The organism is Streptomyces prunicolor, from assembly GCF_045162825.1.
GTDB classification, from domain to species: domain Bacteria; phylum Actinomycetota; class Actinomycetes; order Streptomycetales; family Streptomycetaceae; genus Streptomyces; species Streptomyces prunicolor.
Genome location: NZ_CP108676.1, coordinates 5569301 through 5594049, shown reverse-complemented (window position 1 = coordinate 5594049; position 24749 = coordinate 5569301). Strand labels below are relative to the sequence as shown.

The 24749-nt window shown below is 69.7% G+C and carries 24 protein-coding genes; 9 read left to right on the top strand and 15 right to left on the bottom strand.

Features of this window, described 5'->3' with window-relative positions:
- Positions 1-46: 46 nt before the first annotated feature.
- Positions 47-1624: a methionine--tRNA ligase gene (gene metG / locus OG588_RS25695; protein WP_405949338.1), complete on the top strand. Its 1578-nt coding sequence runs from the start codon at positions 47-49 to the stop codon at positions 1622-1624.
- Positions 1625-1640: 16 nt separating this feature from the next.
- Here metG and OG588_RS25690 read toward each other — a convergent pair whose 3' ends face one another.
- Positions 1641-2378 carry an SDR family NAD(P)-dependent oxidoreductase gene (locus tag OG588_RS25690; protein ID WP_405949337.1) on the bottom strand — a complete coding sequence of 246 codons (738 nt, stop codon included), beginning with the start codon at positions 2376-2378 and terminating at the stop codon, positions 1641-1643.
- 143 nt (positions 2379-2521) lie between these two features.
- On the opposite strand from OG588_RS25690, the gene OG588_RS25685 reads away from it, so the two are divergent.
- The 3 genes from OG588_RS25685 to OG588_RS25675 all read left to right on the top strand — a co-directional run bounded on the left by OG588_RS25685 (position 2522) and on the right by OG588_RS25675 (position 5260).
- A complete protein-coding gene (locus OG588_RS25685; RefSeq protein WP_405949336.1) occupies positions 2522-3172 on the top strand; it encodes a TetR/AcrR family transcriptional regulator in 651 nt (216 codons plus the stop codon).
- Positions 3173-3218: 46 nt separating this feature from the next.
- The gene (locus OG588_RS25680; protein ID WP_405949335.1) at positions 3219-3695 is read left to right on the top strand and encodes a hypothetical protein; all 477 of its coding nucleotides are present in this window, start codon (positions 3219-3221) and stop codon (positions 3693-3695) included.
- A gap of 170 nt (positions 3696-3865) precedes the next feature.
- A complete protein-coding gene (locus OG588_RS25675) occupies positions 3866-5260 on the top strand; it encodes a VCBS repeat-containing protein (RefSeq protein ID WP_405949334.1) in 1395 nt (464 codons plus the stop codon).
- Between the two features lie 22 nt (positions 5261-5282).
- Here the strand turns inward: OG588_RS25675 and OG588_RS25670 are convergent, their stop codons facing one another.
- Both OG588_RS25670 and OG588_RS25665 read right to left on the bottom strand, forming a co-directional pair.
- The gene (locus tag OG588_RS25670; RefSeq protein WP_405949333.1) at positions 5283-6650 is read right to left on the bottom strand and encodes a polysaccharide lyase family 1 protein; all 1368 of its coding nucleotides are present in this window, start codon (positions 6648-6650) and stop codon (positions 5283-5285) included.
- 109 nt (positions 6651-6759) lie between these two features.
- Positions 6760-7764 carry an intradiol ring-cleavage dioxygenase gene (locus OG588_RS25665; protein ID WP_405949332.1) on the bottom strand — a complete coding sequence of 335 codons (1005 nt, stop codon included), beginning with the start codon at positions 7762-7764 and terminating at the stop codon, positions 6760-6762.
- Between the two features lie 169 nt (positions 7765-7933).
- On the opposite strand from OG588_RS25665, the gene OG588_RS25660 reads away from it, so the two are divergent.
- Positions 7934-9199, top strand: a complete 1266-nt coding sequence (locus OG588_RS25660; protein ID WP_405949331.1) for an FG-GAP repeat domain-containing protein — start codon at positions 7934-7936, stop codon at positions 9197-9199.
- A 120-nt stretch (positions 9200-9319) separates the two neighbouring features.
- Here OG588_RS25660 and OG588_RS25655 read toward each other — a convergent pair whose 3' ends face one another.
- Together OG588_RS25655 and OG588_RS25650 are read right to left on the bottom strand one after the other, a co-directional pair.
- Positions 9320-9445: a DUF397 domain-containing protein gene (locus OG588_RS25655; RefSeq protein ID WP_405949330.1), complete on the bottom strand. Its 126-nt coding sequence runs from the start codon at positions 9443-9445 to the stop codon at positions 9320-9322.
- Between the two features lie 18 nt (positions 9446-9463).
- Positions 9464-9643 carry a DUF397 domain-containing protein gene (locus OG588_RS25650; protein WP_405949329.1) on the bottom strand — a complete coding sequence of 60 codons (180 nt, stop codon included), beginning with the start codon at positions 9641-9643 and terminating at the stop codon, positions 9464-9466.
- A 113-nt stretch (positions 9644-9756) separates the two neighbouring features.
- Between OG588_RS25650 and OG588_RS25645 the strand changes: the two genes are divergently transcribed.
- Positions 9757-10011, top strand: a complete 255-nt coding sequence (locus tag OG588_RS25645) for a hypothetical protein (RefSeq protein WP_405949328.1) — start codon at positions 9757-9759, stop codon at positions 10009-10011.
- Positions 10012-10090: 79 nt separating this feature from the next.
- On the opposite strand, the gene OG588_RS25640 is transcribed toward OG588_RS25645, so the two are convergent.
- Positions 10091-10474 (bottom strand): hypothetical protein, encoded by a 384-nt coding sequence (locus tag OG588_RS25640; RefSeq protein WP_405949327.1) that lies wholly within the window; start codon positions 10472-10474, stop codon positions 10091-10093.
- A 241-nt stretch (positions 10475-10715) separates the two neighbouring features.
- Here OG588_RS25640 and OG588_RS25635 point away from each other — a divergent pair, with 241 nt between their 5' ends.
- Positions 10716-12170 (top strand): ATP-binding protein, encoded by a 1455-nt coding sequence (locus OG588_RS25635; RefSeq protein WP_405949326.1) that lies wholly within the window; start codon positions 10716-10718, stop codon positions 12168-12170.
- Positions 12171-12259: 89 nt separating this feature from the next.
- On the opposite strand, the gene OG588_RS25630 is transcribed toward OG588_RS25635, so the two are convergent.
- Complete coding sequence (locus OG588_RS25630; protein WP_405949325.1) at positions 12260-13246, bottom strand: intradiol ring-cleavage dioxygenase; 987 nt, start codon at positions 13244-13246, stop codon at positions 12260-12262.
- Between the two features lie 129 nt (positions 13247-13375).
- Positions 13376-15139, bottom strand: coding sequence for an aspartate--tRNA ligase (aspS, locus tag OG588_RS25625; RefSeq protein ID WP_327402698.1), 1764 nt, complete (start codon positions 15137-15139; stop codon positions 13376-13378).
- A 165-nt stretch (positions 15140-15304) separates the two neighbouring features.
- Here aspS and OG588_RS25620 point away from each other — a divergent pair, with 165 nt between their 5' ends.
- The gene (locus OG588_RS25620) at positions 15305-17497 is read left to right on the top strand and encodes a SpoIIE family protein phosphatase (RefSeq protein ID WP_405949324.1); all 2193 of its coding nucleotides are present in this window, start codon (positions 15305-15307) and stop codon (positions 17495-17497) included.
- Here OG588_RS25620 and OG588_RS25615 read toward each other — a convergent pair.
- From OG588_RS25615 to OG588_RS25605, 3 genes are all read right to left on the bottom strand, one after another.
- Positions 17419-18513: an AI-2E family transporter gene (locus OG588_RS25615; RefSeq protein ID WP_405949323.1), complete on the bottom strand. Its 1095-nt coding sequence runs from the start codon at positions 18511-18513 to the stop codon at positions 17419-17421. The genes OG588_RS25620 and OG588_RS25615 overlap by 79 nt on opposite strands.
- Before the next feature lie 73 nt (positions 18514-18586).
- Entirely contained in the window at positions 18587-18979 is a 393-nt protein-coding gene (locus tag OG588_RS25610) for a peptidase inhibitor family I36 protein (RefSeq protein WP_405949322.1), read from the bottom strand.
- An 82-nt stretch (positions 18980-19061) separates the two neighbouring features.
- A complete protein-coding gene (locus OG588_RS25605; RefSeq protein ID WP_405949321.1) occupies positions 19062-19880 on the bottom strand; it encodes an AraC family transcriptional regulator in 819 nt (272 codons plus the stop codon).
- 127 nt (positions 19881-20007) lie between these two features.
- Here OG588_RS25605 and OG588_RS25600 point away from each other — a divergent pair, with 127 nt between their 5' ends.
- Entirely contained in the window at positions 20008-21159 is a 1152-nt protein-coding gene (locus OG588_RS25600; protein ID WP_405953209.1) for an MFS transporter, read from the top strand.
- A gap of 23 nt (positions 21160-21182) precedes the next feature.
- Here the strand turns inward: OG588_RS25600 and OG588_RS25595 are convergent, their stop codons facing one another.
- The 4 genes from OG588_RS25595 to OG588_RS25580 all read right to left on the bottom strand — a co-directional run bounded on the left by OG588_RS25595 (position 21183) and on the right by OG588_RS25580 (position 24633).
- Positions 21183-21623, bottom strand: coding sequence for a VOC family protein (locus OG588_RS25595; RefSeq protein ID WP_398845769.1), 441 nt, complete (start codon positions 21621-21623; stop codon positions 21183-21185).
- A gap of 286 nt (positions 21624-21909) precedes the next feature.
- Positions 21910-22716: an aminoglycoside phosphotransferase gene (locus OG588_RS25590; RefSeq protein ID WP_405949320.1), complete on the bottom strand. Its 807-nt coding sequence runs from the start codon at positions 22714-22716 to the stop codon at positions 21910-21912.
- Positions 22717-23045: 329 nt separating this feature from the next.
- A complete protein-coding gene (locus tag OG588_RS25585) occupies positions 23046-24017 on the bottom strand; it encodes a pirin family protein (RefSeq protein WP_405949319.1) in 972 nt (323 codons plus the stop codon).
- A 142-nt stretch (positions 24018-24159) separates the two neighbouring features.
- A complete protein-coding gene (locus OG588_RS25580) occupies positions 24160-24633 on the bottom strand; it encodes an SseB family protein (RefSeq protein WP_019073480.1) in 474 nt (157 codons plus the stop codon).
- Positions 24634-24749: the final 116 nt, after the last annotated feature.

The following is a 24749-nucleotide window of genomic DNA, read 5'->3' as shown; positions in this document are numbered from 1 at the left end:
CGCAGACCGGAGATGACCCGATGACGTACGACCCAGGGATGACCCGATGACGTACTACTACGTCACCACCCCCATCTACTACGTCAACGACGCCCCCCACCTCGGCCACGCCTACACCACCGTCGCCGCAGACGTCCTCGCCCGCTGGCACCGCCGGCGCGGTGAGGACGTCTGGTTCCTCACCGGCACGGACGAGCACGGCCAGAAGATCCTGCGCACGGCGGAGGCGAACGGCGTGCCCCCGCAGGAGTGGGCGGACCGCCTGGTCGAGGAGTCCTGGAAACCCCTCTGGGCCCATCTCGCCATCTCCAACGACGACTTCCTCCGCACCACCGAGCGCCGCCACACCGACCGCGTCCAGGAGTTCGTGCAGGACCTGTACGACAAGGGCGAGATCTACAAGGGCGGTTACGAGGGCCCGTACTGCGTGTACTGCGAGGAGTACAAACTCCCGGGCGAGCTGGTCGAGGCCGAGGACGGCACCAAGCTGTGCGCCATCCACCGACGCCCGGTCGAACTCCTCAAGGAGGAGAACTACTTCTTCAAGCTGAGCGAGTACGGCGACCGTCTCCTCGCCCACTACGACGCCCACCCGGACTTCGTCCAGCCCGCCTCGGCCCGCAACGAGGTCGTGAACTTCGTCCGCCAGGGCCTCCAGGACCTGTCGATCTCCCGCTCGACCTTCGACTGGGGCGTCAAGGTCCCCTGGGACGAGTCGCATGTCATCTACGTCTGGGTCGACGCGCTTCTCAACTACGCGACCGCCGTGGGTTACAACGAGAACCCCGAGAAGTTCGAGGCGACCTTCCCGGCCGACGTCCACCTGGTCGGCAAGGACATTCTCCGCTTCCATGCCGTCATCTGGCCGGCGATGCTCATGGCCAACGGCCTGCCGCTGCCGGGCCGGATCGCCGCCAACGGCTGGTTGTTGGTCGGCGGCGAGAAGATGTCCAAGTCGAACCTGACCGGCATCAGCCCCGAGACCCTCACCGCGCACTTCGGCGTGGACGCCTACCGCTGGTACTTCCTGCGTGCGATCGCCTTCGGCCAGGACGGTTCCTTCTCCTGGGAGGACTTCACCGCCCGCTACACCAGCGAACTCGCCAACGGCTACGGCAACTTGGCCTCCCGGGTGACCGCGATGACGGCCAGGTACTTCGGGGGCGGCCTGCCCGCGCCGGGGGAGGAGACCGAGGCCGAGCGCTCACTCAAGTCAGCCCTTCTCAGGGCGACTTCGGAGGCGGACCAGCGTATCGGCGACCAACTCGACTTCCAGGGCGGCATCCTGGCCGTCTTCGACTTCGTCCGGCAGGTCAACGGCTATCTGACCGACCAGGAACCCTGGAAGGTCGCCAAGTCCGACTCCCCCGAGGCCCGCACCCGACTGGCGACGATCCTCTACACGGCCGCGGACTCGCTGCGCGCGATCGCGATCCTCCTCGCACCGGTCATGCCGGAGACGTCGGAACGCCTCTGGGACTCCCTCGGCGCCTCGACGTCCCTGGGCCCACTACGGGACCAGCACATCCGGCAGGCCTCCGACTGGGGCCGACTCCCGCCCGGCTCCCCGGTGACGAAGGGCGCGGTGCTCTTCCCGCGCCTCGACGACCGTACGGACTCCTAGCCGACCGTACGGACTCCTAGCCGAGGACGCTGAACGTGTCCTCCGCCCGGTCCCGCCGCGCCACCAACTCCCAGGCGCCGTCGGCAATTTCGTCCGGGTCGAGGGTCCGGTCGCCGACGTTCCCGAACTGCTCGGGGTTCGACGTGATCAGCTGGTGGATGTCACCCCGCTCGATGAGTCCGCCGATGACCAGGTTGCCGGCGTAGACCCCGGTGTCTGCCAGCCCGGCGTTGAGAGTCAGGGCGTAGTTGCGCAGGGCGGCGGCCGAGACGGCGAGCGCGCCGAGCGTAGGCATCGGCACCACGGCACTGAGCCCGCCCGCGAACACGAACGCGCCGCCACCGCGCTCGACCATGCCGGGCAGCACCCTGCCCACCACCTCGACGGCGGGATACATCCAGCTCATCGCCTCCTGGACGCCGGCGGAGTCGGTCTCGGTGATCGACTGGGGGCGGCTCTCGTCGAGGTCGAGGGCGCCCGGCCCGTAGTAGACGAGGTCGATACGGCCGTACCGCTCGGTGACGCTGTCGAGTACCGAGCCGAGCTGCTTGGTGTCGCGTACGTCGGCGACGTAGGACACGGCCTCGACGCCCGCCGCGGCGAGTGACGCGACGTAGTCGGCGTGCCGGGTGTCGCTGCGGGACACCACGGCCACCGTGTACCCCTCGCGGCCGAAGCGGTGGGCGACGGACATGCCGAGGCCGGGGCCGACCCCGAGGACGACGGCGATCTTGGGCTGCTGTGCTGCGGGCATGACGGAGCCTTCCGGGGCGGGTTCACGGACACGGCTGACCTGAGGCGTTCCATTCAGGCCGCTAAAGTGAGGCACACCTCAACTTACCTCTCCGACCGTAGCACGGAACCTGAGGCCCATCTCAAGTTCCGTATGATGGCGTCATGCACCAGCCCGATCCCCCGCCCGCCCCCAAACCCCTGCGGGCCGACGCCGCGCGCAACCGGGCGAAACTCCTGGCCGCCGCAACGGAGTTGTTCGGCTCGCGCGGTCTGGACGCGCCGCTGGAGGAGATCGCCCGGCGGGCCGGGGTCAGCATCGGCACGCTGTACAACCACTTCCCGAGCCGGGAGGCGTTCTGGGAGGCGATCTTCCCGGCGCGGCTGGCGGCGTTGGAGCAGATCACCGAGAAGGCGCTGGCGGCCCCGGACGCCTGGGACGGTTTCGTCGCGTACCTGGAGGGGCTGTTCGCGCTCCAGGCCGAGGACCAGGGTCTCAACGACGCGGTGGCGCAACGGTTCCGGGCGGCGGGGGAGGTCGAACAGGCCTGCAACCGCGGGTTCCGGCACGCGGAGCTGCTCATCCAACGGGCCCGGGACAGCGGGCAGTTGCGCCCCGACTTCGAGCCGGCGGACCTCGTCACCCTGAGCTGGGCGATGTCCCAGGTGATCCGGGAGTCGATGGAGACCGCGCCCGACGCCTGGCGCCGCTGCCTGGGATTCTTCCTCGACGGACTGCGGACCGGCGCCGCCCACCCGATCGAGGTGCCACCCTTGACCCAGGGGCAACTCGGCGAGGTCACACGGTCTCGCTGACCGACCCCGTCGTAGACGTGTTCGCGCCAACCCGTAAGGTTCCGCCATGGCAGTCCCCGAGGTCATTCCGATCGCCTACGAGCCGAATCAACGCAGCGGCGCCGTCGGCCGCTACGCGGACGGCCAGTTCCTGGCGTCGGTCACCTACGCGTTCCCCCAAGGCTTCCGTCCCGACGACGGCTGGGAAGAGCAGAAACGTCTCTACACGGTGCTGCACACCTTCGACGCCGCGGGCCGCTACCGCGACTCGGAGATCTGGTGCGCCGGCACCTGGGCCGAGCAGCAACGCGCCCCGCACGGCGACGGTTCGGTCCTCTCGCAGGCCCGCATCCACCTGGCGAAACTGCTCCGCGCCCTCCCCCGCCGCAGCTACACCGACATCGCGATCCGCCCCTTCCAACGCACCGTCGACGGCGTCCTGTTCGGCCTGCTGGTCGAGGAGGACGAGGACGGGAGCTGGGCAGAGCTGTACCCGGACCGGCACGCTTTCGGACCGCCGTGGGACGGCACGTACGACGGCTGAGCACCTGCTCCTGAGTTACCTGCTCCTACGCATCTGCCTCTGAGCGTCCAACTCCCGCACAGCCAGGGCCTTTACACTGCGCGTCAGTTGTCGGCGCACAGGGGATGCGCCCGGGGTGGGAGGGGACTCGCATGGTCAAGTCACGGACGGCCAGGCGCAGATGGAGAGCCGTGGCGACGGTGGCCGCGGTGCTGGCAGGCGGCTCGCTGCTGCCCGCCGCACCCGCGTTCGCGGTCCACGGAGCGGTCCCCGGCGACTTCAACGGCGACGGGTACCGCGACGCCGTCCTGCCCGCGCCCGGCGCGAACGTGGCCGGCAGGGAAGGGGCGGGCGCCGTCGTCATCCTGTACGGCTCGAAGTCGGGGATCTCGGCCGCCCACCGCAAGACGATCACCCAGAACACCGCCGGAGTACCGGGCACCGCCGAGGCAGGCGACGGGTTCGGCTCCGCCACCGCGACGGCCGACCTCAACCGGGACGGCTACGCGGACCTCGTGGTCTCCGCGCCGTACGAGGACACGGCCCGCGGCAAGGACGCGGGCCTGGTCAGCGTGTTGTGGGGCGGCAAGAGCGGGCTGACGACGGGCACCGACCTGCCGGCGCCGTCGGACTACCTGGAGCGGTACGGCACCGACCTGGCCGCTCTGAGCATCGGCGCGGGCAGCAGGACGCAGGTCGCGGTCGCCGGATCGGACTCCCTGGTCTTCAAGGGACCGTTCAGCCGCACCGGCACCTACGGTTCGGCCGTACCCGACCAGAACACCGCCTCTCCGGCGAGCGTCGCGCTCGGCGACTTCGACGGCGACACCGTGCTCGACCTGGCCGTCGCCACCCAGGGCCTCAGCGACCTGAGCGGTGGCGAGGTCTACGTCGACCCGGCCACCACCGTCATGCAGCCGAAGCGGGGCAACGGTCTCATCGCCGCCTCGGGCGACGTCAACGGCGACGGGTACGCCGACCTCGTCGTCGGCGACCCCTGGGAGCCCGATGTCGCAGGTGTGGACGGCGCGTTGGGCGGACGCGTCCTGGTCTACTACGGCACCGCGAAAGGCATCGCGGCGACCACCGAGCCCGTGCAGCTCACCCAGGACACCGCCGGGGTGCCCGGCGCGAGCGAGAAGGAGGACGAGTTCGGCGGCGCCCTGGCCGTGGCCGACCTCAACCGGGACGGGCTCGCCGACATCGTCGTGGGCGCCCCCTCCGAAAGCCTCGCCGGCAAGAGCCGGGCCGGAAACGTGACGGTGATCCCGGGCCGGCGCACGGGCGCCCTCGGCAGCGGCTCGTACTCCTTCTCCCAGGACACCGCAGGCGTCCCCGGCGCCTCCGAGACCGACGACTTCTTCGGTACGACGGTCTCGGTCGGGGACGTCAACAAGGACGGAAAGCCCGAGCTGTTCGTGAGCGCGGCCTACGAGAACAACGCCACCGGCGCCGTCTGGGTCTTCCCCGGCGGCACCTCCCGTCCGACGGCCACAGGCACCAAGCTGTTCACCGGACCTGCGGTCGGCCTCACCCAGAAGAGCGACACTGCCCTGGGTGGGTACGGGCTCCTCTGGCTGATCTGAGGCAACGGCCTTTCTCCATCGGCTACTTGAGGACGCCGGCCCCGGTCGTGGTCGCGAGCTCCGTCGGCAGATTCTTCGCCGACGTCTCCAGCCCGGCCGTGAGGGTCGGCGTCCAGTTCACGGTGGTCTTCAGCTTCTTGGAGTTGGCGGCGTTGTAGGCGGCGACGAGATCGGTGACCGTCCCGTTGACGAGGTTGCCGCCACCGGCGATGGACCCGGTCCCGTCACCGCTGAACAGCTTGCTCGTCTTCTGACTGGCGGGAATCTTCCAGTAGTTGTCCTCGGCGACGACCTGCGCCTTGGCACGGGAGTTGACGCTGTACTGCAGCACGTACCCGTTGAGGTTCGTGGTGTCGTAGAAGTTGTTGTAGAGGTGAATCTGCCCGATCCGGGCCAGCGGCGCCCGCTGCACGATCCCCTTCCACACGTTGTGGTGGATGGAGACGCGCAGCTTGCCGACGCTGTCGGTGTCGCTGCTGCCGATGAGCATCGTCTTGTCGTGGTTGGTGAACTGGTTGCGCTCGACGGTCACCAGGTCCGAGCCCTTGGTGATGTCGAGGTCGCCGTCGTGGATCTGGTACTGGCGCCCGTAGTACGTCGGGTCGGAGGTGTCGAGCCCCGGCGCGTCGGTGAACGTGTTGTGGTCCGCCCAGACATGCGTGGCACCGCGCAGGGTCACGGCGTCGTACTGCGAGTTCCAGTTGCCGCTGTCCCCGTCCGTCGGGTCCCACTGCGGGAAGCAGTCCTGGGTGGCGGCGAAGGTCAGGTTCCGCACGATGACGTTGTCCACGCTCTGGATCTGCAGCATCCCGCCGGTGATCCCGGCGTTGGTACCGGGCACGCCCACGACCGTGGTGTTGGCGGGCACCCGGAAGATGACGTTCTTCCCCTGCTTGGTCTGCGCCGCCGCCCGCGCCTTCTCCTGCGTACCGGAGGGCAGCTTGGAGGTGCCGTAGGTGGAGGGGTCGAAGGCCTTGAGATACGCGGCCAACGAATACCCGGTCCCGGAGGCGTAATCGGCGCAGCTCAACCCCTTCCCCGAGTCATCGGTGTTGGCGTCGATCGTGCCCTTGACCTTCACGATCCGCGGCGTGGTGTCACTGGCGGACCCGAGCGCCTTCACGAGCTGGGCGCGGGTACTCACGGTGAAGGTGTGCGCGGCATCGGCCTTCGCACCCCCGGTGGTACCGGTACCGGACGCCGCCCACCCGTCCTTCGCCGCGAGCGTCTGGTGGTACAGGTCAGCGGTCGCGGTGGTGCTGGCCGCGTTCGCGTTGAGCACGAGGATGCCGGCGCCGATGCCTGCGGCGGCAGCGGCGGCGGTGACGACGATCGTGCGGCGCTTGCGGAGGGAGCGGCGGTGGGAGGGGGAGGGAGCGGGGGTGGCCACGGGGAGTCCTTCGGTGCGGGGTCAGGGGTTACGACTCCTCAGTGGCCGTCAGGATCAAGAAGGTTGCCGCGGCCCGCCAACTTTCTTGATCCTGAGCACAGTTGACGAGCTATGAGGAAGCGGATGCCGACGCCGACGCGCTCGGCTGGGTGTCCGTGCTGTCGTGGGTCTCGTCCGGGGCGACGCCCATCGTCAGGTGGGCGCGAACCCCCTTGGCGATGCGCTTCTTGTCGTAGTCCAGGAAGAGCAGGCCGCCTTCCTGGCCGTTCTGCGGGTAGATCGTGTCCTCGGTGAGGGTGGTGCGGGTGGTGGTGTTGGTGGAGTACGGCTCGACCGTCGCCGACGCCAGCACGGACTTCTCGTCGAAGAACAACTGGCCCGTGTGGCAGGTGTGTCCGCCCTCGTACCCGGCGTCCGTCCACTCGCCGTCGACATGCACCTTGACGTGGATGTGCACGCAACGGCCCTGATACCAGCCCGGGAACACCGTCTTGAAGGTGACGTAGCCGCGCTTGTCGGTCTTCCAGGTCCCGCGCAAGTACCGCTCGTCGTCGGTCGGTTCGGAGTGACCACCACCGGTTCCGCCGGAGGGGGCGCCGGACGGGGGTTCGCCGGTGGGGGTGCCGGACGGCGTGTCGGTCGGGGTGCCCGAGGGCGCGTCCGTGGGAGCGCCGCCGCCCCCGCCGCTGCTCATCGCCTCATAGCCGGAGTAGATGCCGAGCGCGCTGCAGTGCCAGATGTCGACAGCCGCGTCCCTGACCGGCTTGCAGCTCTCCGCGTCGATCACCTTGAGGGTGAGGGTCAGCGGAATGCCCTCCTCGTCCTCGGTGATGTCCTGCCGGATCTTGTCGGCGTCGATGTAGTACGGCCCCTCGGTGGTCTCCGAGGTGAGCGTGTAACACGCCTCGCCGGCACTCGCCTTGCTCTTGCCGGGCGCGCTGGGGGTCGCCCCGTCCGCGAACGCACTCGCGGCGAGCCCTCCCCCCACACCCACCGCGGCGACGGCGGCTCCGCCCGCGACGACGACCTTGCGTCGGGTCAAGTCCCGTTTGTGAGCGGGGGATTGGTTACGCGGTTGTTCCCGCGACTCGTTGGTTGTTTCGTTTCCCGTCATGCCCGGACGGTAGGTAAGAGGTCTGTAAGAAGCATGGGTGTGGGCTGTGGGTTGCCATGAATTCTGAAGTCGACGAGAGATAGGCCCTCCTGCCTCCAGAAGCAAAAGCGCCGGTAAAGTCCGCACACTTGTGCGGAGATGGTGTCTCTCCGCGGGGAGGGATGAACACGTGGGCAGATACGCCCTTTCGCGGCGCCGGACGGCGTTCGCGATCACCTCGGTGACGCTCGCTCTGACGGGCGGCACCCTGCTGCCGGTCCTGACCGCCGGATCCGCGGCCGCCGCTCCGGTCGCCGACGGCAAGGCCTCCGTCGTGGATGTCGTCACCGCGTCCGACGGCTCCGCCGTGGCCGTGTGGAACCAGTTCGCGAGCGGCAACGGACGGCAGTTGTACGCCGCCGTACGTCCGGCCGCTGGTGACACGTGGAATACGCCTGCGCTGCTCGCCACGACCCCGACCGAGGCCGGCAGCGTCAGGCTGCACGCCTCCGCCGACGGCACGGTCACCGCGCTGTGGGTGGAGTTCCCGGACGAAACCGCCCCCGGCTCCAGTGAGTTGGGCATCCGCCTGGTCAGTTCCGTGCTGGCGGCCGACCGCTCCGGCTGGTCCGCGCCCGCCGAACTCGTCGGCACCGACGCCGCCTGGGCCGACGGCGGCATCGACCTCGCCGAGGGCCCCGACGGCACGCTCACCGCGGTCTGGGCCACCAAGTCCGACAGCGCGTCGAAGGCCGAGGTCCACGCCGCCACCCGCGGCACGGACGGCACCTGGTCGAGGCCCGCGCAGCTCAGTGCCGCGGCCACGGACGGCGCCGACGGGGCCTACGCGCCGAGTGTCGCCGTCACCTCCGACGGCACCGCCGTCGTCGTGTACAGGGAGACCGCCGGCGAGTCCGCCTCGGTGCGTACGGTGTCCAGGGCACCCGGCGCAACCGCGTGGACCACGCCGACGGCGGCGAGCGGCTCGTACCGGTCCATCAGCGACCCCGAGGCCGCGGCGGCCGACGACGGATCGGTGACCGTCGCCTACGGCGGCACATCCGCGGGCCTCCTCACCACCACCCGCTCCGCCGCCGGTGCCTGGTCCGTGCCGCAGTCCGTGCCCGACGCGGGCGGCGGCTCCGAGACCCCGGAGCCGCTGATCGCGCCCGACGGCGACATCACCCTCGTCTGGGTGGACTACAACACGATCAGCTTCGGCACCCGCACCACCACCCGCGAAGCGGACACCGGCACCTGGTCGGCCGTACGGACTCTGTCGACGGTGTACGTCCCCGAGCAGTACGACGCGACCGTCACCGCCGACGGCAAGGCCGACCTCGTGTCCCGCGACACCAGCGGCAACCTGTACCGCAACAGCGGTGACGGCAAGGGGTCGTTCGGGGCGCGGGTGAAGATCGCGACCGGGTGGGGCGGGTACAAGTCACTGTCGTAGGACAGTCCCCGTCAGCGGCCTGGGCAGCCGTATGCAGCTGAGAAAGTGTGACACTTCCGCGAGAAGTGTCACACTTTTCGGATGGGTGGCCCGGCGGTGCCGGATTCGCCGGCACCGTCCTCATTGGTCCCGGGCACCTGCGGACGGGTCGATGCGATGGAGCAACGAGGCTTCGGCGCGGGCGAGTTCGACACAGGAGGACCCGTCCGAGCCACCGGAGTAGGTCGACTTCTGCCACTGGACCATGGCTCGCAGCTTCTTCCGTTATCGCGGGTCGGCTCCGAGATGGCGCAGGAGTTCAGCGAGCCCGGTCGAGGTCACGGGGAGTATTCGGGCGGGGTCGTCACTCTCCCTGAGAAGCAACTCACCTCCACTTTGGGCAAGTTCCACACACTCGTTGCCCGCCGCACCACCGGAATATGTGGACTTCTGCCACTGGATCACGTCTACAGCTCCTTCGACAGACGGTGGATGAAGTCCCGCGACCTGATGGGGTCAAGGGACGCTTCTTCAACCGACGAACGTCCCCGAATCAGCCAGAAATCCGGAGTGGAAGCATGGAGAAGGCCTACCTCGAAGGCCACGCCGAGGGCAGAGCAGAGAGCCGCGCCGCGTTCACCCTGCGCGTACTGGAGAAGCACGGCATCGAAGTCCCCCACGACATCCGTGAACGCATCACCTCCTGCGCCGACCTCGACACCCTCACCCTCTGGTTCGACCGTTCCCTGACCGCGTCCACGGCGGAGGATCTGTTCGTCGAGACCCCTGAGGCACTCCAGCCTCAGACCCAGAACAACACCGACCAGGTCTGACAACTCGGCACGCCCGGCGCGGACTTGAAGGCCCTCGCCCTTTGGCGGGACATGCCCTCCGTGGACAAGGCCGCCGCTCCTACGCCGCCGAGTCCGCCAACGCCGGCACACTCCCCAGCGCCGCCCGCGCCGTGGCGACATACGCGAGCCCCTCCTGCGCCGTGCGGGCCGCCTGGGTGTACTCCGTCACCGTGCGTGCCGTGGTCAGCTGGGCCGCGGCGGCCCGGTGGCACTCGACCGCGTTCGTCAGCGCCCGCGTTACCGCCTCGTCGGCGCCCGCCCACACCCTCGCCTCGGGGACGGTCAGGCTCGCGCCGAGCCGCAGCACCGAACCGCTCGCCTCGACCTCGGCGTCGAGATCGGACAGGTCCGACCCGTCCCGGTCACCCTGCGAGCGCCTCAGCACGACGACCGCGAACACCGCCCCCGCGATCAACAGCAATGCCAGCACAACGAATCCCATCGTTTCCTCCAGACCTCACGTGGTTCACGGGACGAGCCGATCCGACCCCTATGCCCCATGACACTCCCCGCCACTGTGGGAGACCGTCGATCCGTCTGTGCGCTTGCCATGAGCCATCCATGAACCACCGCAATACATACAAAATCGCCCCGGAATCCATACGGGAACCGACGTAGACTCAATCTACGTAGAATCTGACTACATACACTCGCCACAACCTCGCCGAGTCCTCGGAGTCCCCATGCCCACCCCTTTCGTCGGCCGTCACACCGAGCTGACCCTCCTCCGCAAGCGCCTCGCCCGCGTCTCCGCGGACGCCACCGGCGTCGCCGTGGCCATACGGGGGCGACGGCAGGTGGGGAAGTCGCGTCTCGTGCAGGAGTTCTGCGACGGCGCGGCGGTGCCGTACGTCTTCTTCACCGCCACCAAGGGCGCCTCCCCCGTCGAAGGGATCGCCGACTTCACCGCGGAGCTGAGGGAGTCCTCCCTGCCCACCGCCCGCGAACTGGTACCGGCCACCGCCCCCAGGAACTGGCCGGACGCCTTCCGGACACTCGCGGCCGTCCTGCCCGCCGCACCCAGCATCGTGGTCCTCGACGAACTGCCCTGGCTCGCCGAGCAGGACCCCGTGTTCGACGGAGCGCTGCAGACCGCGTGGGACCGGCTGCTGGCCGGACGCCCGGTGCTTCTGCTGCTGCTCGGCAGCGATCTGCACATGATGGAGCGGTTCACGGCGTACGACCGCCCGTTCTACGGACGCGCCGACAGTCTCGTCCTCGGACCGCTCGATCCCGCCGAGACCGGAGACGTGCTGGGGCTGGACGCCGCCGACGCCATCGACGCCCATCTCGTGTCCGGCGGCCTGCCGGGCATCCTGCGTGCCTGGCCGCACGCGACACCGGCGCTCGACTTCGTCAAGGACGAGTGCGCGGACCCCGCCTCGCCGCTCTTCGGGGTGCCGGAGGCGGCGCTCCTGGCCGAGTTCCCGGCACCCGACCAGACGCGCCGGGTCCTGGAGGCCGTGGGGAGCGGGGACCGTACGCATGCGAACATCGCCGCGACCGCGGGCAGCCAGAGCGGGGCACTGCCCTCCGGAGTACTCTCCCCGCTGCTCAGACGCCTCACCGTCGAGAAGCGCGTGCTGGCCGTGGACCCGCCGCTGTCCACCAGCCCCGGCAAACCCGCCCTCTATCGCGTGGCCGACAGCAACCTGCGGCTCTACCTGGCCGCGACCCGGTCCGCGCAGGAACTCTCCAGACGCGGACGCCCCGAAGCCGCGTACCGGATCGTGGAGCGGCGGTGGACGGCCTGGCGGGGACGGGCCGTCGAGCCCCTGATCCGTGAGGCGCTGGAACTGGCCGCGGCCGCTTCCGAGGACTTCCCCTGGCCCGGCACCGAGGTCGTCGGCGCCTGGTGGAACCGACGGTTCGCTCCGGAGATCGACCTGATCGGCGCGGACCGCGCCCCCGTGGCCGGGTCCGTGTACTTCGCCGGCTCGGTCAAGTGGCTCGCCTCGCCCTTCGACCAGCAGGACCTGAACGCCCTGCGGACCGGCGCCGCCGAGGTTCCCGGATTCGACCCCGGCGGCACCGGCCTCGCGATCGTCTCCCTCTCCGGCATCACCCGCGCGGTGTCGGACGACGCCGTCGACCTGGTGTGGGGGGCGAAGGACGTGATCGCGGCCTGGCGGCCGTAGCGACGACGTGTACTGCCGGAGCCACGACGGCAGGAGCTACGACTCCATGGCGACAGCGGGAGCTACAGCCCTACGATCGACGGCGGGAGCTACGACACCGTGGCCGACGGCGAAGCCGAAGCCGACGGACCCGGGCCGCCCGGACCGCCCCCGCCCTCCCCGTCGTTCGTCTCGTCCGGTGCCACACCCAGCGTCAGGCGCGCCCGCACGCCCCGCCCGATGTGCCGCCGGTCGTACTTGAGGTAGAGCAGGCCACCCTCGTGGCCGTTCTGGGGGTAGATGCCGTCCTCGGTGAGCGTCGTGCGGGTCGCGGTGTTCGAGACGTACGGCTCCAGGACCGACGTCGCGATGACCGACTTCTCGTCGAAGAACAGCTGGCCCGTGAAGCAGGTGTGGCCGCCCTCGTAGCCCGCGTCCGTCCACTCGCCGGCGACGTGGACCTTGACGTGGATGTGGACGCAACGGCCCTGGTACCAACCCGGGAACACCGTCTTGAAGGTGACCTGGCCGTGGCGGTCCGTGTGCCAGGTGCCGCGCAGGAAGCGGTCGTCGTCGGTCGGTTCCTGGTGTCCGCCGCCGCCACCGGGCGGGCCGCCCGTGGGGGTTCCGGTCGGGGTGCCGGAAGGGGGCGGGCCCGTAGGGGCGGGGCCGCCGCCGGTCGACTCGTAGCCCGAGTAGACGCCCGTCGCGTTGCAGTGCCAGATGTCCACGGCCGCGTTGCGCAACGGTCTGCAGGTGTCCGCGTCGATCACCTTGAGGTCGAGGGTGAGCGGGATGCCGGGCTGGTCCTCGGTCACATCGCGGCGGATCTTGTCGGCGTCGATGTAGTACGGGCCCTCGACCAGTTCCGAGGTGAGCGTGTAGCAGGTGTCCTCGGTCGAGGTCGCCGCCGCGGTCGCCGGGGTGGCCTCCTGCGCGGAGGCGTTCGCCGACAGCACTCCGCCTACGCCGACCGCCGTCACCGCCGCACCACCGGCCACCAGGACCGTTCGGCGGGCCAACTGCCCTCCGGCTTCCGGGACTTCAGAAGCCGTGGGGCCTTGCGCATCCGTGGGGGGTACTGGGGAATCCGTCATGCCCTGGACGCTAGGGGCGCTCGACATGACATGAACATGAGAATGCGCTGTGAATCCTGTGCACAAGCGAAAGGGCTCGAAACCGATGCCGGTTCCGAGCCCAACGCTTCAACTCCCGCCGGCCGCGTACTACTTCGGCTGCGGCTTCCGCACCGAAAGATGCAGCTCGCGCAGCCGCGTCTCGTCCAGCTCCGTCGGCGCGCCCATCATCAGGTCCTGCGCGTTGCCGTTGAGCGGGAACGCGATCGTCTCGCGGATGTTCGGCTCCTCCGCGAGCAGCATGACGATGCGGTCGACGCCGGGGGCGATCCCCCCGTGCGGCGGGGCGCCGAAGCGGAACGCGCGCAGCATGCCCGCGAACTGCTCCTCGACGGTGTCACGGTCGTAGCCCGCGATCTCGAAGGCCTTGAGCATGATGTCGGGCTCGTGGTTCCGGATCGCGCCGGAGGACAGCTCCACGCCGTTGCAGACGATGTCGTACTGCCAGCCCAGGATGTCCAGCGGGTCCTGGGTCTCCAGGGCCTCCAGACCGCCCTGCGGCATCGAGAACGGGTTGTGCGAGAAGTCGATCTTCCCGGTCTCCTCGTCCTTCTCGTACATCGGGAAGTCGACGATCCAGCAGAAGCGGAAGACACCCTCCTCGAAGTGACCCGCGCGCTTGGCGGCCTCGACCCGCACCGCGCCCATGATCTTCGAGACCTCTTCGAACTCGCCCGCGCCGAAGAACACCGCGTGACCGGGCGCCAGCGACAGGCGCTTGGTCAGCTCGGCGATGTTCTCCTCAGTGAGGAACTTCGCGATCGGGCCCGTCAGCGAGCCGTCCTCGGTCACGCGGACCCAGGCCAGGCCCTTCGCGCCGAGGGTGACCGCGAAGTCGCCGAGCTGGTCGAAGAACTTACGGGACTGCGCCGCCACGTCCGGCACCGGCAGCGCGCGCACGTGCTGGCCGGCGAACGCCTTGAACTCCGAGCCCTCGAACACGTCCGTGATGTCGGTGAGTTCGAGCTTCGCGCGCAGGTCCGGCTTGTCGGAGCCGTACTTCACCATCGACTCGCGGAACGGGATGCGCGGGAACGGGGAGGTGACCGGCTGGCCGCCGCCGAACTCCTCGAACAGCTCCGTCATCAGCTTCTCGATCGGCTGGAAGACGTCTTCCTGCTCCACGAAGCTCATCTCGACGTCGAGCTGGTAGAACTCGCCCGGCGAGCGGTCCGCGCGGGCGTCCTCGTCGCGGAAGCAGGGCGCGATCTGGAAGTAGCGGTCGAAGCCGGAGATCATCAGCAGCTGCTTGAACTGCTGCGGCGCCTGCGGCAGGGCGTAGAACTTGCCCGGGTTCAGCCGGGACGGCACCACGAAGTCGCGCGCGCCCTCGGGGGAGGTCGCGGAGAGGATCGGGGTGGCCATCTCGTTGAAGCCGAGGGCGACCATCTTCGAGCGGATCGAGGCGATCACCGAGGACCGCAGCATGATGTTGCGGTGCATGCGCTCGCGGCGCAGGTCCAGGAAGCGGTACTCCAGGCGCCGCTCCTCGTTGACCCCGTCCTCGGTGTTGATCGTGAAGGGGAGCGGGGCGGCGGCGCCGAGCAGCTCGACCTCACCGACCTCGACCTCGACCTCACCGGTCGGCAGATCCGGGTTCACGTTGTCCGTGCCACGGGAGACGACCTTGCCGTCGACGCGGACCGTCGACTCCTTGGTCACCTTGTCGAGGGCCTCGTACGCGGGCGTGCCGGGGCGGGCGACGAGCTGCGTGATGCCGTAGTGATCGCGCAGATCGATGAAGAGGATGCCGCCCAGGTCTCGGCGATTGTGCAGCCAGCCGCTCAGCCGGACGTCGGTGCCGACGTCAGAGGCGCGGAGCTCGCCGCAGGTGTGGGACCTGTACCGATGCATCGTCGTTCATCCAGCCTTCGCGGATCGGGGAGTGTTTCACGTGAAACGTCCAGGGCCGGAGCCCGGACGTCCCAAGGGTACCGGCCACCCATAGATCGCCTCCCCACCATTACCGCAGGGCTCCCTCGGTGGCAGGTTTCGATCTCCCCTTCTTAGAGTGGGGCAATGCGCACTGGTGAGCCCCTGCCCGCCGTGGGGGAGGTACTCGCCGCCCTCGCGACCGGTCTGTGGCATTGGGACACCGCCTCGGGACTGGTCACGGTGGACGCCGAGGCCGCACGGCTGCTCGGGCTGCCCCCCGAACAGACCACCATCACGGAGGCCCAGACCCGGGCCCGGCTCCACCCCGTAGACTGGAACGAGATCACGGGGGTCGTCGGGCTGGCCGTCGCCGAGGGCACCCTCGCCGAGGTCCGCATCCGGATCATGGACGAGCGCGGCCGGGTGATCCGCGTCGTCCGCAGCCGCTCCAAGCCGTCCTACGACGCCGAGAAGCGGTCGTTCGAGCTGATCGGCACCCTCCAGGAGGTCGCCGAGCCCACGCCGGGCACACCGGCCGGGCGAACGGCGGTCACCGGTGACTGGCGGCGCTCCCGCGAGGCGTTCCTGCTGGACGCGGGCCGGGCGCTCGCGGAGGCGCGGTCCACGGCGGAGGTGCTGCGGGTCGCGGCGGGCCTGTCGATGCCGGGCTTCTCACCGGACGGCCTCGCCGTGTTCGGCGTATCCGGCGACCGTCTGACGATCGTCGGCCACCACGGGCACCAGCCGGGCGACGAGGACCCGTTCTCGCACATGTCGATGGTGACGGACTACCCGGCCGCCGAGGTCGTACGGACGGGCCGTGCCGTCTATCTGTCCACACCTGAGCAGTACAAGGAGCGCTACCCGGTCACCTGGCCGCTGGCCCAGCACTTCCACCGGCAGTCCTGGGCGTTCCTGCCGCTGACGGTCGCGGGCCGGACCATGGGCGCCTGGATGGCCGCCTTCACCTACCCGGTCGCCTTCACACCCGACGAGCGGTCCGTCCTCACCACGGTCGCCCGCATGCTCGCCCAGGCCCTCTCCCGCGCCGGTGTCGCCGAGTCCGAGCGCGAGCTTACCGACGGGCTCCAGCGCTCGATGCTGCCCACGCTGGGCCCGGAGATCCCGGGCATGAGCGTCGCCGCCCGCTACATCCCGACCGGCGGCGGGCTCCAGGTCGGCGGCGACTGGTACGACATGATCCCGTTGCCTGGGGGCACCCCCTCTGGGGGAGGCCGGATCGCCCTCGTCATCGGTGACGTACAGGGCCATGACGTGCGCGCCGCCGGGCTGATGGGCCAGCTCCGCATCGCCCTGCGCGCCTACGCCTCCGAGGGCCACCGGCCGGACGCCGTCCTCTCCCGCGCCTCCCGTTTCCTGCACGGCATCACCAACGGCGACGCGGAGAAGGCCGACCCGCGCTTCGCGACCTGCCTGTACGTCGAGGCCGACCCGGCGACCGGGGTCCTGGAGATCGCCCGGGCCGGCCATCCCGACCCGGCGATACGCATGGCGGACGGGACGGTGCTGATGCGGCCCACGGCGGGCGGACTGCCGCTCGGCATCGACCCGGACGCCGACTATCCGACGACCACGCTCGCCCTGGAGCCCGGCGAGACCATGCTGATGTGCACCGACGGGCTGATCGAGACCGGCGGCCACGACCTGGAGACGGGCTGGCAGCGCATCCGGACGATCCTGGAGGCGCACAAGGGCGACCTGGAGGAACTCGCCGACGCGCTCGTCCAGGCGGTCCACGGTCCCTCCTCCCACCACACCACCGGCCCGCTCGCCGACCGCCGCGAGGACGACATAGCCGTACTCCTGCTGTCCCGCGAGGGCGAGGCCTGCGGCTGCGGCGACACGGTCGTCGACCCGCCGAAGATCCGCCGTACGGTGCTCACGGTCGCGCAGGCCGAACCCGAGCGGATCGCGGTGGCCCGGCAGCAGCTGCGCGAACTCCTCCACGACTGGACCGGCGCCGACCAGGTCGACTCCGCGGTGCTGCTCGTCTCCGAGATGCTCACCAACGTCCTCGTCCACACCGACGCCGACGCCCTGCTGACCGCCGAGGTGACCGGCGACGCGGGTGAGCGGCGGATGCGGGTCGAGGTCACGGACGCCGGCGACGACCTCCCGCACAAGCGGCACCCCGGTGAACTGGCGTCCTCCGGGCGGGGGTTGCTCCTCATCGAACTCCTCGCCGAGACCTGGGGCGTGGACCCGAGGGGCGAGGGCAAGAGCATCTGGTTCGAGCTCTACGAGTCCGACGGCGCCGGGGACACGGCCGGTGACGGCCCGGGCGGCGTCACGGAGTTCGGGTCCTGGGACGCGTAACGCTCCCGCAGTTCGTGTACGACCCCGAAGGCGGCCGCGGTCAGCGGCACCGCGAGCAGCATGCCGAGGATCCCGGCCACGGACGCCCCCGCGGTGATCGCGATCATCACCACCGCCGGGTGCATCTGCACGGTCCGGCTCTGGATCATCGGCTGGAGCACATGCCCTTCCAGCACCTGCACAGCGAGCACCACCCCGAGGGCCCACAGCCCGATGACGACACCCCGGTCGGCGAGCGCGACCAGCACGGCGACGGCGCCGGAGAGGAAGGCGCCGAGGTAGGGGATGTAGGCGCCGACGAAGACGAGCGCGGCCAGCCCGAACGCCCCCGGCACGTCCAGTACGAGCAGCCCGATGCCGATACAGAGGGCGTCGATGAGGGCGATGACGGTCGTCCCCCGCATGAATCCCTCGACGCCCTCGAAGGCACGGCGGGCCATGGCCTCGACGAGATCGGCGTTGCCCTGCGGGGCGAGCGAGCGCAGGAGCCCCGCGGCCCGGTCGGAATCCCGGAGGAAGAAGAAGACGAGCAGCAGCGCCAGTACGGCCATCGCGATGGCCTCGCCGACGACACTGACCCCGCTGATGACGTTGGACGCGGCCGTCCCGCCGAACTTGGTGAGCAGTTCCTTGGCGTTGGAGGCGAGGTCGTCCAGCGAGGTGCCGGCGGCCCCGAAGTGGTCGGAGACGGAGTTCGCCGCGTCCTTGAGCGAGGACACGATCTGGTCCCCGGTGTCGATCAGCGCGGCCACCACGATGTACACCGCCCCGCCGACCACGGCGACGACCGCGACACAGGTGATCCCGGCGGCCACCGACCGGTTCACGTGCGCCTTCACCAGCCGCCGGTACAACGGCCCGAGCAGCGCGGTGCCGAGCAACGCGAGCAGCACGGGCGTCACGGCGGTCCGCAACTCGGAGCAGAGCCGGATCCCGACGTAGCCGACCCCTGACACGAGCAGCAGGACGACACACCAGGCGGCGAGCCGCCGTACCGGAACGGGGAGTAGCTGCACGGTCCCAGCCGATCACGCATCGGGCGGGCCGTCCTGTGGGGACGGCCCGCCCGAGTGACGGAAGGTCAGTACGTCAGCAGGTGGGGCCCACCGCGTCGATCCTCTTGCCGAAGTTGGTGTCGTAGGCCTGGGCGTAGTCGCCGGAGACGACCGGCCGCTTCTCCTGCGGGCTCCAGTCGATGAAACAGGCGTTGGCGTTGGCCTTGAAGGAGTACACGTGGTCGTGCAGGTTCGACGGCATGTCGCGGTACCCGGAGGCGGGGCTCCACCGCCAGGGGGTGCCCGAGTAGTTCCGGTCGTGCCAGAAGCAGATCTCCCCCGCCCCGCAGTTCTCGTCCGCGCGCTGCGCCGCGGCGCTCGCGGCCTGTGTGGTGGAGGGGGTACGGGCCTGGGAGGGGCTGGCCGCGCCGGTCAGGGCGAGACAGGTGGCTGCCATGGCGACGGCCAGACTCATGCGGATACGCACGGGTGACTTCCTTGCGGTCGGTGTCCACTTTCAGCCGGTCCCTTTCCGTGCGCGGGGCCTTCATGCCCCGGCCGGGACCAGGTCACCCGGACGAAGGACCCGCTGCCGTCTCCCGCTGTCCCTCCCGCCGCGGTCCGTCCATGCCCGCGCGGTAGGTGCCGGGGGTGATGCCCGCCGTCTGGGCGAAGGTCTGGACGAAGGCGCTGGTCGTCGCCCAGCCGCAGGCGTGGGCGGTGTCGGTGACGGTGGCGCCCTCGGCGAGCATGGCCATCGCGGTGAAGATCCGGACCCGGGTGCGCCACTGCGGGAAGGTCAGGCCGAACTCGTCGCGGTAGAGGCGGGAGAGCGTGCGCTCGCTGGTGTGCACACGGGCGGCGAGCTGGGCGAGGGTGCACGGCTGGTGCAGGTCCTCTTCTACGAGGCGGCAGGCGTCGGCCAGTCGTCGGTCGCGGGCGGCGGGCAGGGCGACGGGCTCGGCTGTCACGCGGCGCAGCCGGTCGCGCAGCACCGCCTCGATGTGCCGGGTCTCGGTCTGCGTGAGGGTGGTGCCGGTGCGGGGGGTGCCGGTGAGCGCGATGAGCAGTTCGCGCACCAGCGGGTCCACGGCGACGACCGTGGGGCGTTCGGCGTCGAGCAGCGGCGCCCTGCCGTGGGCGGGGAAGCCGACCGTGTGGAAGCTGCTCCGGCCGTAGAAGCGGTGTTCGTGCCAGGTGTGCGCCGGGATCCACACGGCGCGGTCGTTCGAGGCGATCCAGGAGCCGTGTTCCGTGGTGATCGCGAGCACGCCCGAGCTGACGTAGATCAGCTGGTGGTCGTCGTGCCGGTGCCGTTCGATGGTCTCGCCGCCGCCGAGGAACCTGGTGACGGTCGGCGCGATGGGCTCGTGGCGGATTTCCGACATGGATAGGCAGAATACAGGAAGCGCGCCTGGGGTGTTCCCGCCCATCGTGGAGTGCGTGACAACCATCCAGGAACAGGAAACAGACACGCCCCGTGCGGCGGGTGGTCCGCCCGGACACTGGCGTCGGATGCGGATCTGGGCCGGCGCCCATGCCGTCGACGACTTCTACCAGGGCCTCGTACCCGCCGCGGTCCCCTACTTCGTGCTGCAGCGCGACTTCAGCTACGTGCAGGCTTCGGGGCTGGCCCTGGCCGCGACGCTCGGCGGCGCGTTGCCGCAGGTGCCGATCGGACTGCTCGCCGACCGGTTCCGGCTGCGCTGGATGTCGCCGCTCGGGGTCAGCCTGGCGGGTCTCGGGGCAGGCCTGTCCGGACTGACGCCCTCCTACCCACTCGTCTTCGCCCTCCTGCTGATGGCGGGCGTCGGTGTCGCGATGTTCCACCCGCCCGCGGGCCGCGACGCGCGCCGTGCGGCCGGGGGCAGCGCCACCGCGATGAGCTACTTCGCCGCGGGCGGCAGCGTCGGTTTCTTCATCGCCCCGGCGCTGGTCACCCCGGCCCTGGACACCCTCGGGATGAGCGCGACCGCACTCTTCATTCCGCCCGCCGTCCTCATGGGCTTCGTCCTGTTCCGCCACCACAACCGCACATCCGCCACGACGGTCAAAGCGGTCCGGCGCCAGGGCAAGGACCGGCCGGGCCGGTTCGCGGCCCTGACCGCCGTCGAGATCGTCCGGTCCACCATCTCCACCGGACTGAACACCTTCATCGCGCTGTACTGGATCCGCCACCTGGAAGCGAGCAGCGGCCTCGGCGGGCTCGCCCTGACCCTCGAACTCGGCGGCGGTGTGGCCGGCACGCTGCTCGGCGGGCGGCTGGCGGACCGCATCGGCATGGTGCGCACCGTCCAGATCGGCAACGCGGCGATGCTGCCCGCCCTGTGGCTCATGCTGATCTGCGACGACAAATACGCCGCGCTGCCCCTCGCGCTGCTGGTCGGCCTGATCTCGAACATCCCGTTCGCCGTCCTCATCAAGCTCGGCCAGGACTACCTGCCCAGCCGCCCCGGCACCGCCGCCGGCGTCACCCTCGGCCTCGCGATGAGCGCGGGCGGCCTGTTCATGCCGCTGCTGGGCCTCATCGCGACGCACTACGGTCCCCGGGGCGCGCTCGGGGTACTGGCCACGGTGCCGGTGCTGGCGATGCTGCTCTCGGCGTTCCTGCGGGAACCGGTGCAGGAGGAAGCTGCGCCCGCGGAGGACACGTCCCTCGCCACTTGACGTTCCGATCAGACGCGTGAGCCTCACCCCAGTTGCTCGGCCAGGCCGACGATGATGCCCTCCGGGCCGCGGACGTAGCAGAGCAGATAGCTGTCCTCGAACCGGGCGATCCCGCCGAGGAGTTCGGCGCCGTGCGGGCGCAGGCGGGCGACCGTGTCCTCGATGTCGTCGACAGCGAACATGACGCGGTGCGTGCCCAGGATGTTGTGCGGCCGGTCGCGCGGACCGACGCTGGTCGCCTCGGGGCTGCGGTACTTCGCCAGTTCCAGGCGGCTGTGGCCGTCCGGGGTCCGGACCATCGCGATGTCGCACCGGACGCCGTCGAGTCCGGTGCACCGGTCGGCGACGAGGCCCTCGACCTGCGCCCTGCCCTCCAGTTCCATACCCAGTTCCACGAAGAACGCGACGGCGGCGTCCAGGTCGTCGACGACGATGCCCACGTTGTCCATCCGCTGAATCGCCATGGTGATCTCTCCTTCTTCCCCGTACGGCTTCCCGGTGTGGCTTCCGTGCGGCTTCCGCGTGCGGCCGGTGGTGGCCGCTGATGTCCCTGGGACGGAGCAGGTGGCACGTTCTCGACATCCGCCGACCACCGAACTCCGAAAATCTGGATCCCAACGCCAAGCCAACACGGCCGAAGCCCCGTCCACACAAGGACGGGGCTTCGGTTACTTCCGCTCCGGTGATGGTCAGGGACGAACCCTGCCCGTCCGTCACAGGGAACGACAGACGGGCAGGGCAGTCGTGGCGTCAGGCGCGCTTCCGGAACGTGGCCCAACGGCGGGCGGCATCGAGCATGCGTGCGGTCCAGCCGTCCGGGTCGTCACCGGCGATCTCTTCCCACACGTTCGCGGTGGCCTGAGCGAAGGCCGTGATTCCGTCCCCGGGAGCGACGGACCAAGCGGGGATCCCACGCGCCCAGCGCTCGGCCGACTCCGGGTCGTGGCGCCCGGCAGCCATGAGCCACACGACCCAGTACCCGGCGTCCAGCCAGGCCGCTCCGCGCGTCGCCCATGCCCAATCGACGAGATACACGGAGTCGTCGACGATGACGTTGTGGTCGTTCAGGTCCGTATGCAGCAGCGAGCGACCCGCGAAGTACTCGAGGTCCGACGGTTTGGCCGCGTACGCCGCCAGACGTTGCTCCGCCTGCCGCAACTCGACTTCGGGGCAGGGGACTTCCCCAAGTCGGCGAAGCAAGTCGGCGACCTTCGGCAAGTCCGGCGAACCGGGCGAGTAGTCGGCGTGGTGGCCTTTCAGGTTCTCGAACCCCAGGAGCATCCAACCGGCTTCCTCGACCTGCCACAGCAGGGCAGGGGCGATTCCACGCAGGAAGGGGCTCACCTCGGCTTCACGGCGTTGAGTCCATACGCGCTTGTGGTCGGAGCGGAGCCCCTTGACGAAGCATGACCCGGAGTCCGTGAACACACGCGTCGCGAGTTCGCTGTTGAACCCCTGGCTCACGGTCTCGGTTTTGAGTACCGGCCCGGTCTGCCTCTCGACCGCGGCGAGTGCGGCAAGTGGCAGGTCTTCGAGGGTGATTCGGGTTGTGGCCACGGCTCACCACGCTCTCATGAGACGGTCCGAGCGGGTCGCGCTACTCGCTCATGCTTGATACGGGTAGTCCTCGCCGCAAACCAACTGTTCTCTACGTCGAGACCCCACTCTCTGGGCAGGTGGTCGACTCGGCCTCTGCGGTTGCGGGACAACAAGGTCCCCCATGGTCCGGCGCTCATACTCTCGCCCGAAGGTTTCGCTGGTCTTGTGGCTTTCGCCCGCAGCACCCGCATGTAGCCAGTCACGACAGAACCCCAAGTTTCCTGGCGGTCAGGAAACTTGGGGTTCTGTCGTGACTACGAGCAGAAGGAAACCTTCGCGGCTGTGCCTTACAGGCCGCCCTCACCCATCCCGTGCACGGCCGGAATCGTCCCCAGCCGCCCCTTCTGGAAGTCCTCGAACGCCTGCTGCAGCTCCTCGCGGGTGTTCATGACGAACGGGCCGTAGTGCGCCATCGGCTCGCGGATCGGCTGGCCGCCGAGGATGGCGACCTCCAGGTCCGGGGTGTTCCCGTCCTGCTGGTCGTCCGCGCGGACCGTCAGGGACGAACCCGCGCCGAAGACCGCGGTCTGGCCCATGTGGATCGCGCGCCGCTCCGCACCGACGGAACCCTTGCCCGCCAGGACGTACGCGACGCCGTTGAAGTCCTCACGCCAGGGCAGCGTGACCTCCGCACCCGGCGCCACCGTCGCGTGGATCATCGTGATCGGCGTGTGCGTGATGCCGGGACCCTGGTGACCGTCCAGCTCACCGGCGATGACCCGCAGGAGCGCGCCGCCGTCGGGGGTGGTCAGCAGCTGGACCTGGCCGCCGCGGATGTCCTGGTAGCGCGGGGGCATCATCTTGTCCTTGGCCGGGAGGTTCACCCACAGCTGCAGGCCGTGGAAGAGCCCGCCGGACACGACCAGCGACTCCGGCGGCGCCTCGATGTGCAGCAGGCCCGCGCCCGCCGTCATCCACTGGGTGTCGCCGTTGGTGATGGTGCCGCCACCGCCGTTGGAGTCCTGGTGGTCGAAGACACCGTCGATGATGTACGTGACGGTCTCGAAGCCGCGGTGCGGGTGCCAGGGCGTGCCCTTGGGCTCGCCCGGCGCGTACTCCACCTCGCCCATCTGGTCCATCATGATGAACGGGTCGAGGTGGCGGTAGTTGATCCCGGCGAACGCGCGGCGCACCGGGAAGCCCTCACCCTCGAAACCGCTCGGCGCGGTCGAGACGGCGAGCACGGGACGTGCCACGGCGTCGGCCGGCGCGGCCACGCGGGGCAGGGTCAGCGGGTTCTCTACGGTCACTGCAGGCATGTCGGGACCTCCTTGTGCGTCGAGTTTAGTTGAGCGTTGAACTTTCTGCTACCCCACAACAGAAGAAGCCCGGAGGGCATTCCCTCCGGGCTCATACCGGGACGAAGCGACCGACAGGGGGTCGCGATCAGCCGGGTCGCGATCAGCCGTACATCCTCCGCATCGCGAACTCCACCATCTGCTCGACCGCCTTCGCGTCGAACACCATCCGGTGCTCGCCCTCCATGTCGACGACGAAGCCGTAACCCGTGGGCAGCAGGTCGATGACCTCGGCGCCGGTGATCACGAAGTACTTGGACTCCTTGCCGGCGTAGCGGCGCAGCTCCTTGAGCGAGGTGAACATCGGGATCACCGGCTGCTGGGTGTTGTGGAGCGCGAGGAAGCCCGGGTTGTCGCCGCGCGGGCAGTACACCTTGGAGGTCGCGAAGACCTGCTGGAAGTCCTCGGCCGCCATCTGCCCGGTGGTGAACGCGCGCACCGCGTCCGCGAGCGAGGGCGGGGACGGCTCGGGGTAGAGCGGTGGCTGCTGGCCGTAGCCGCCCACGCCACCGGCCATCTGCTGCTGGGGCGGGACGTACCCCTGCTGAGCGCCCACGTTCTGGTCGTAGCCGTACATGCCCGCAAGAGTAACGAGTCACAGATGGACGGCTTGGGGTTGCGTCTTATTACCGACGGGTAGCATCATCGTAGCTACTGCTTAGTACACGTCTCGTCGTACCAGTCTCGTCGTAC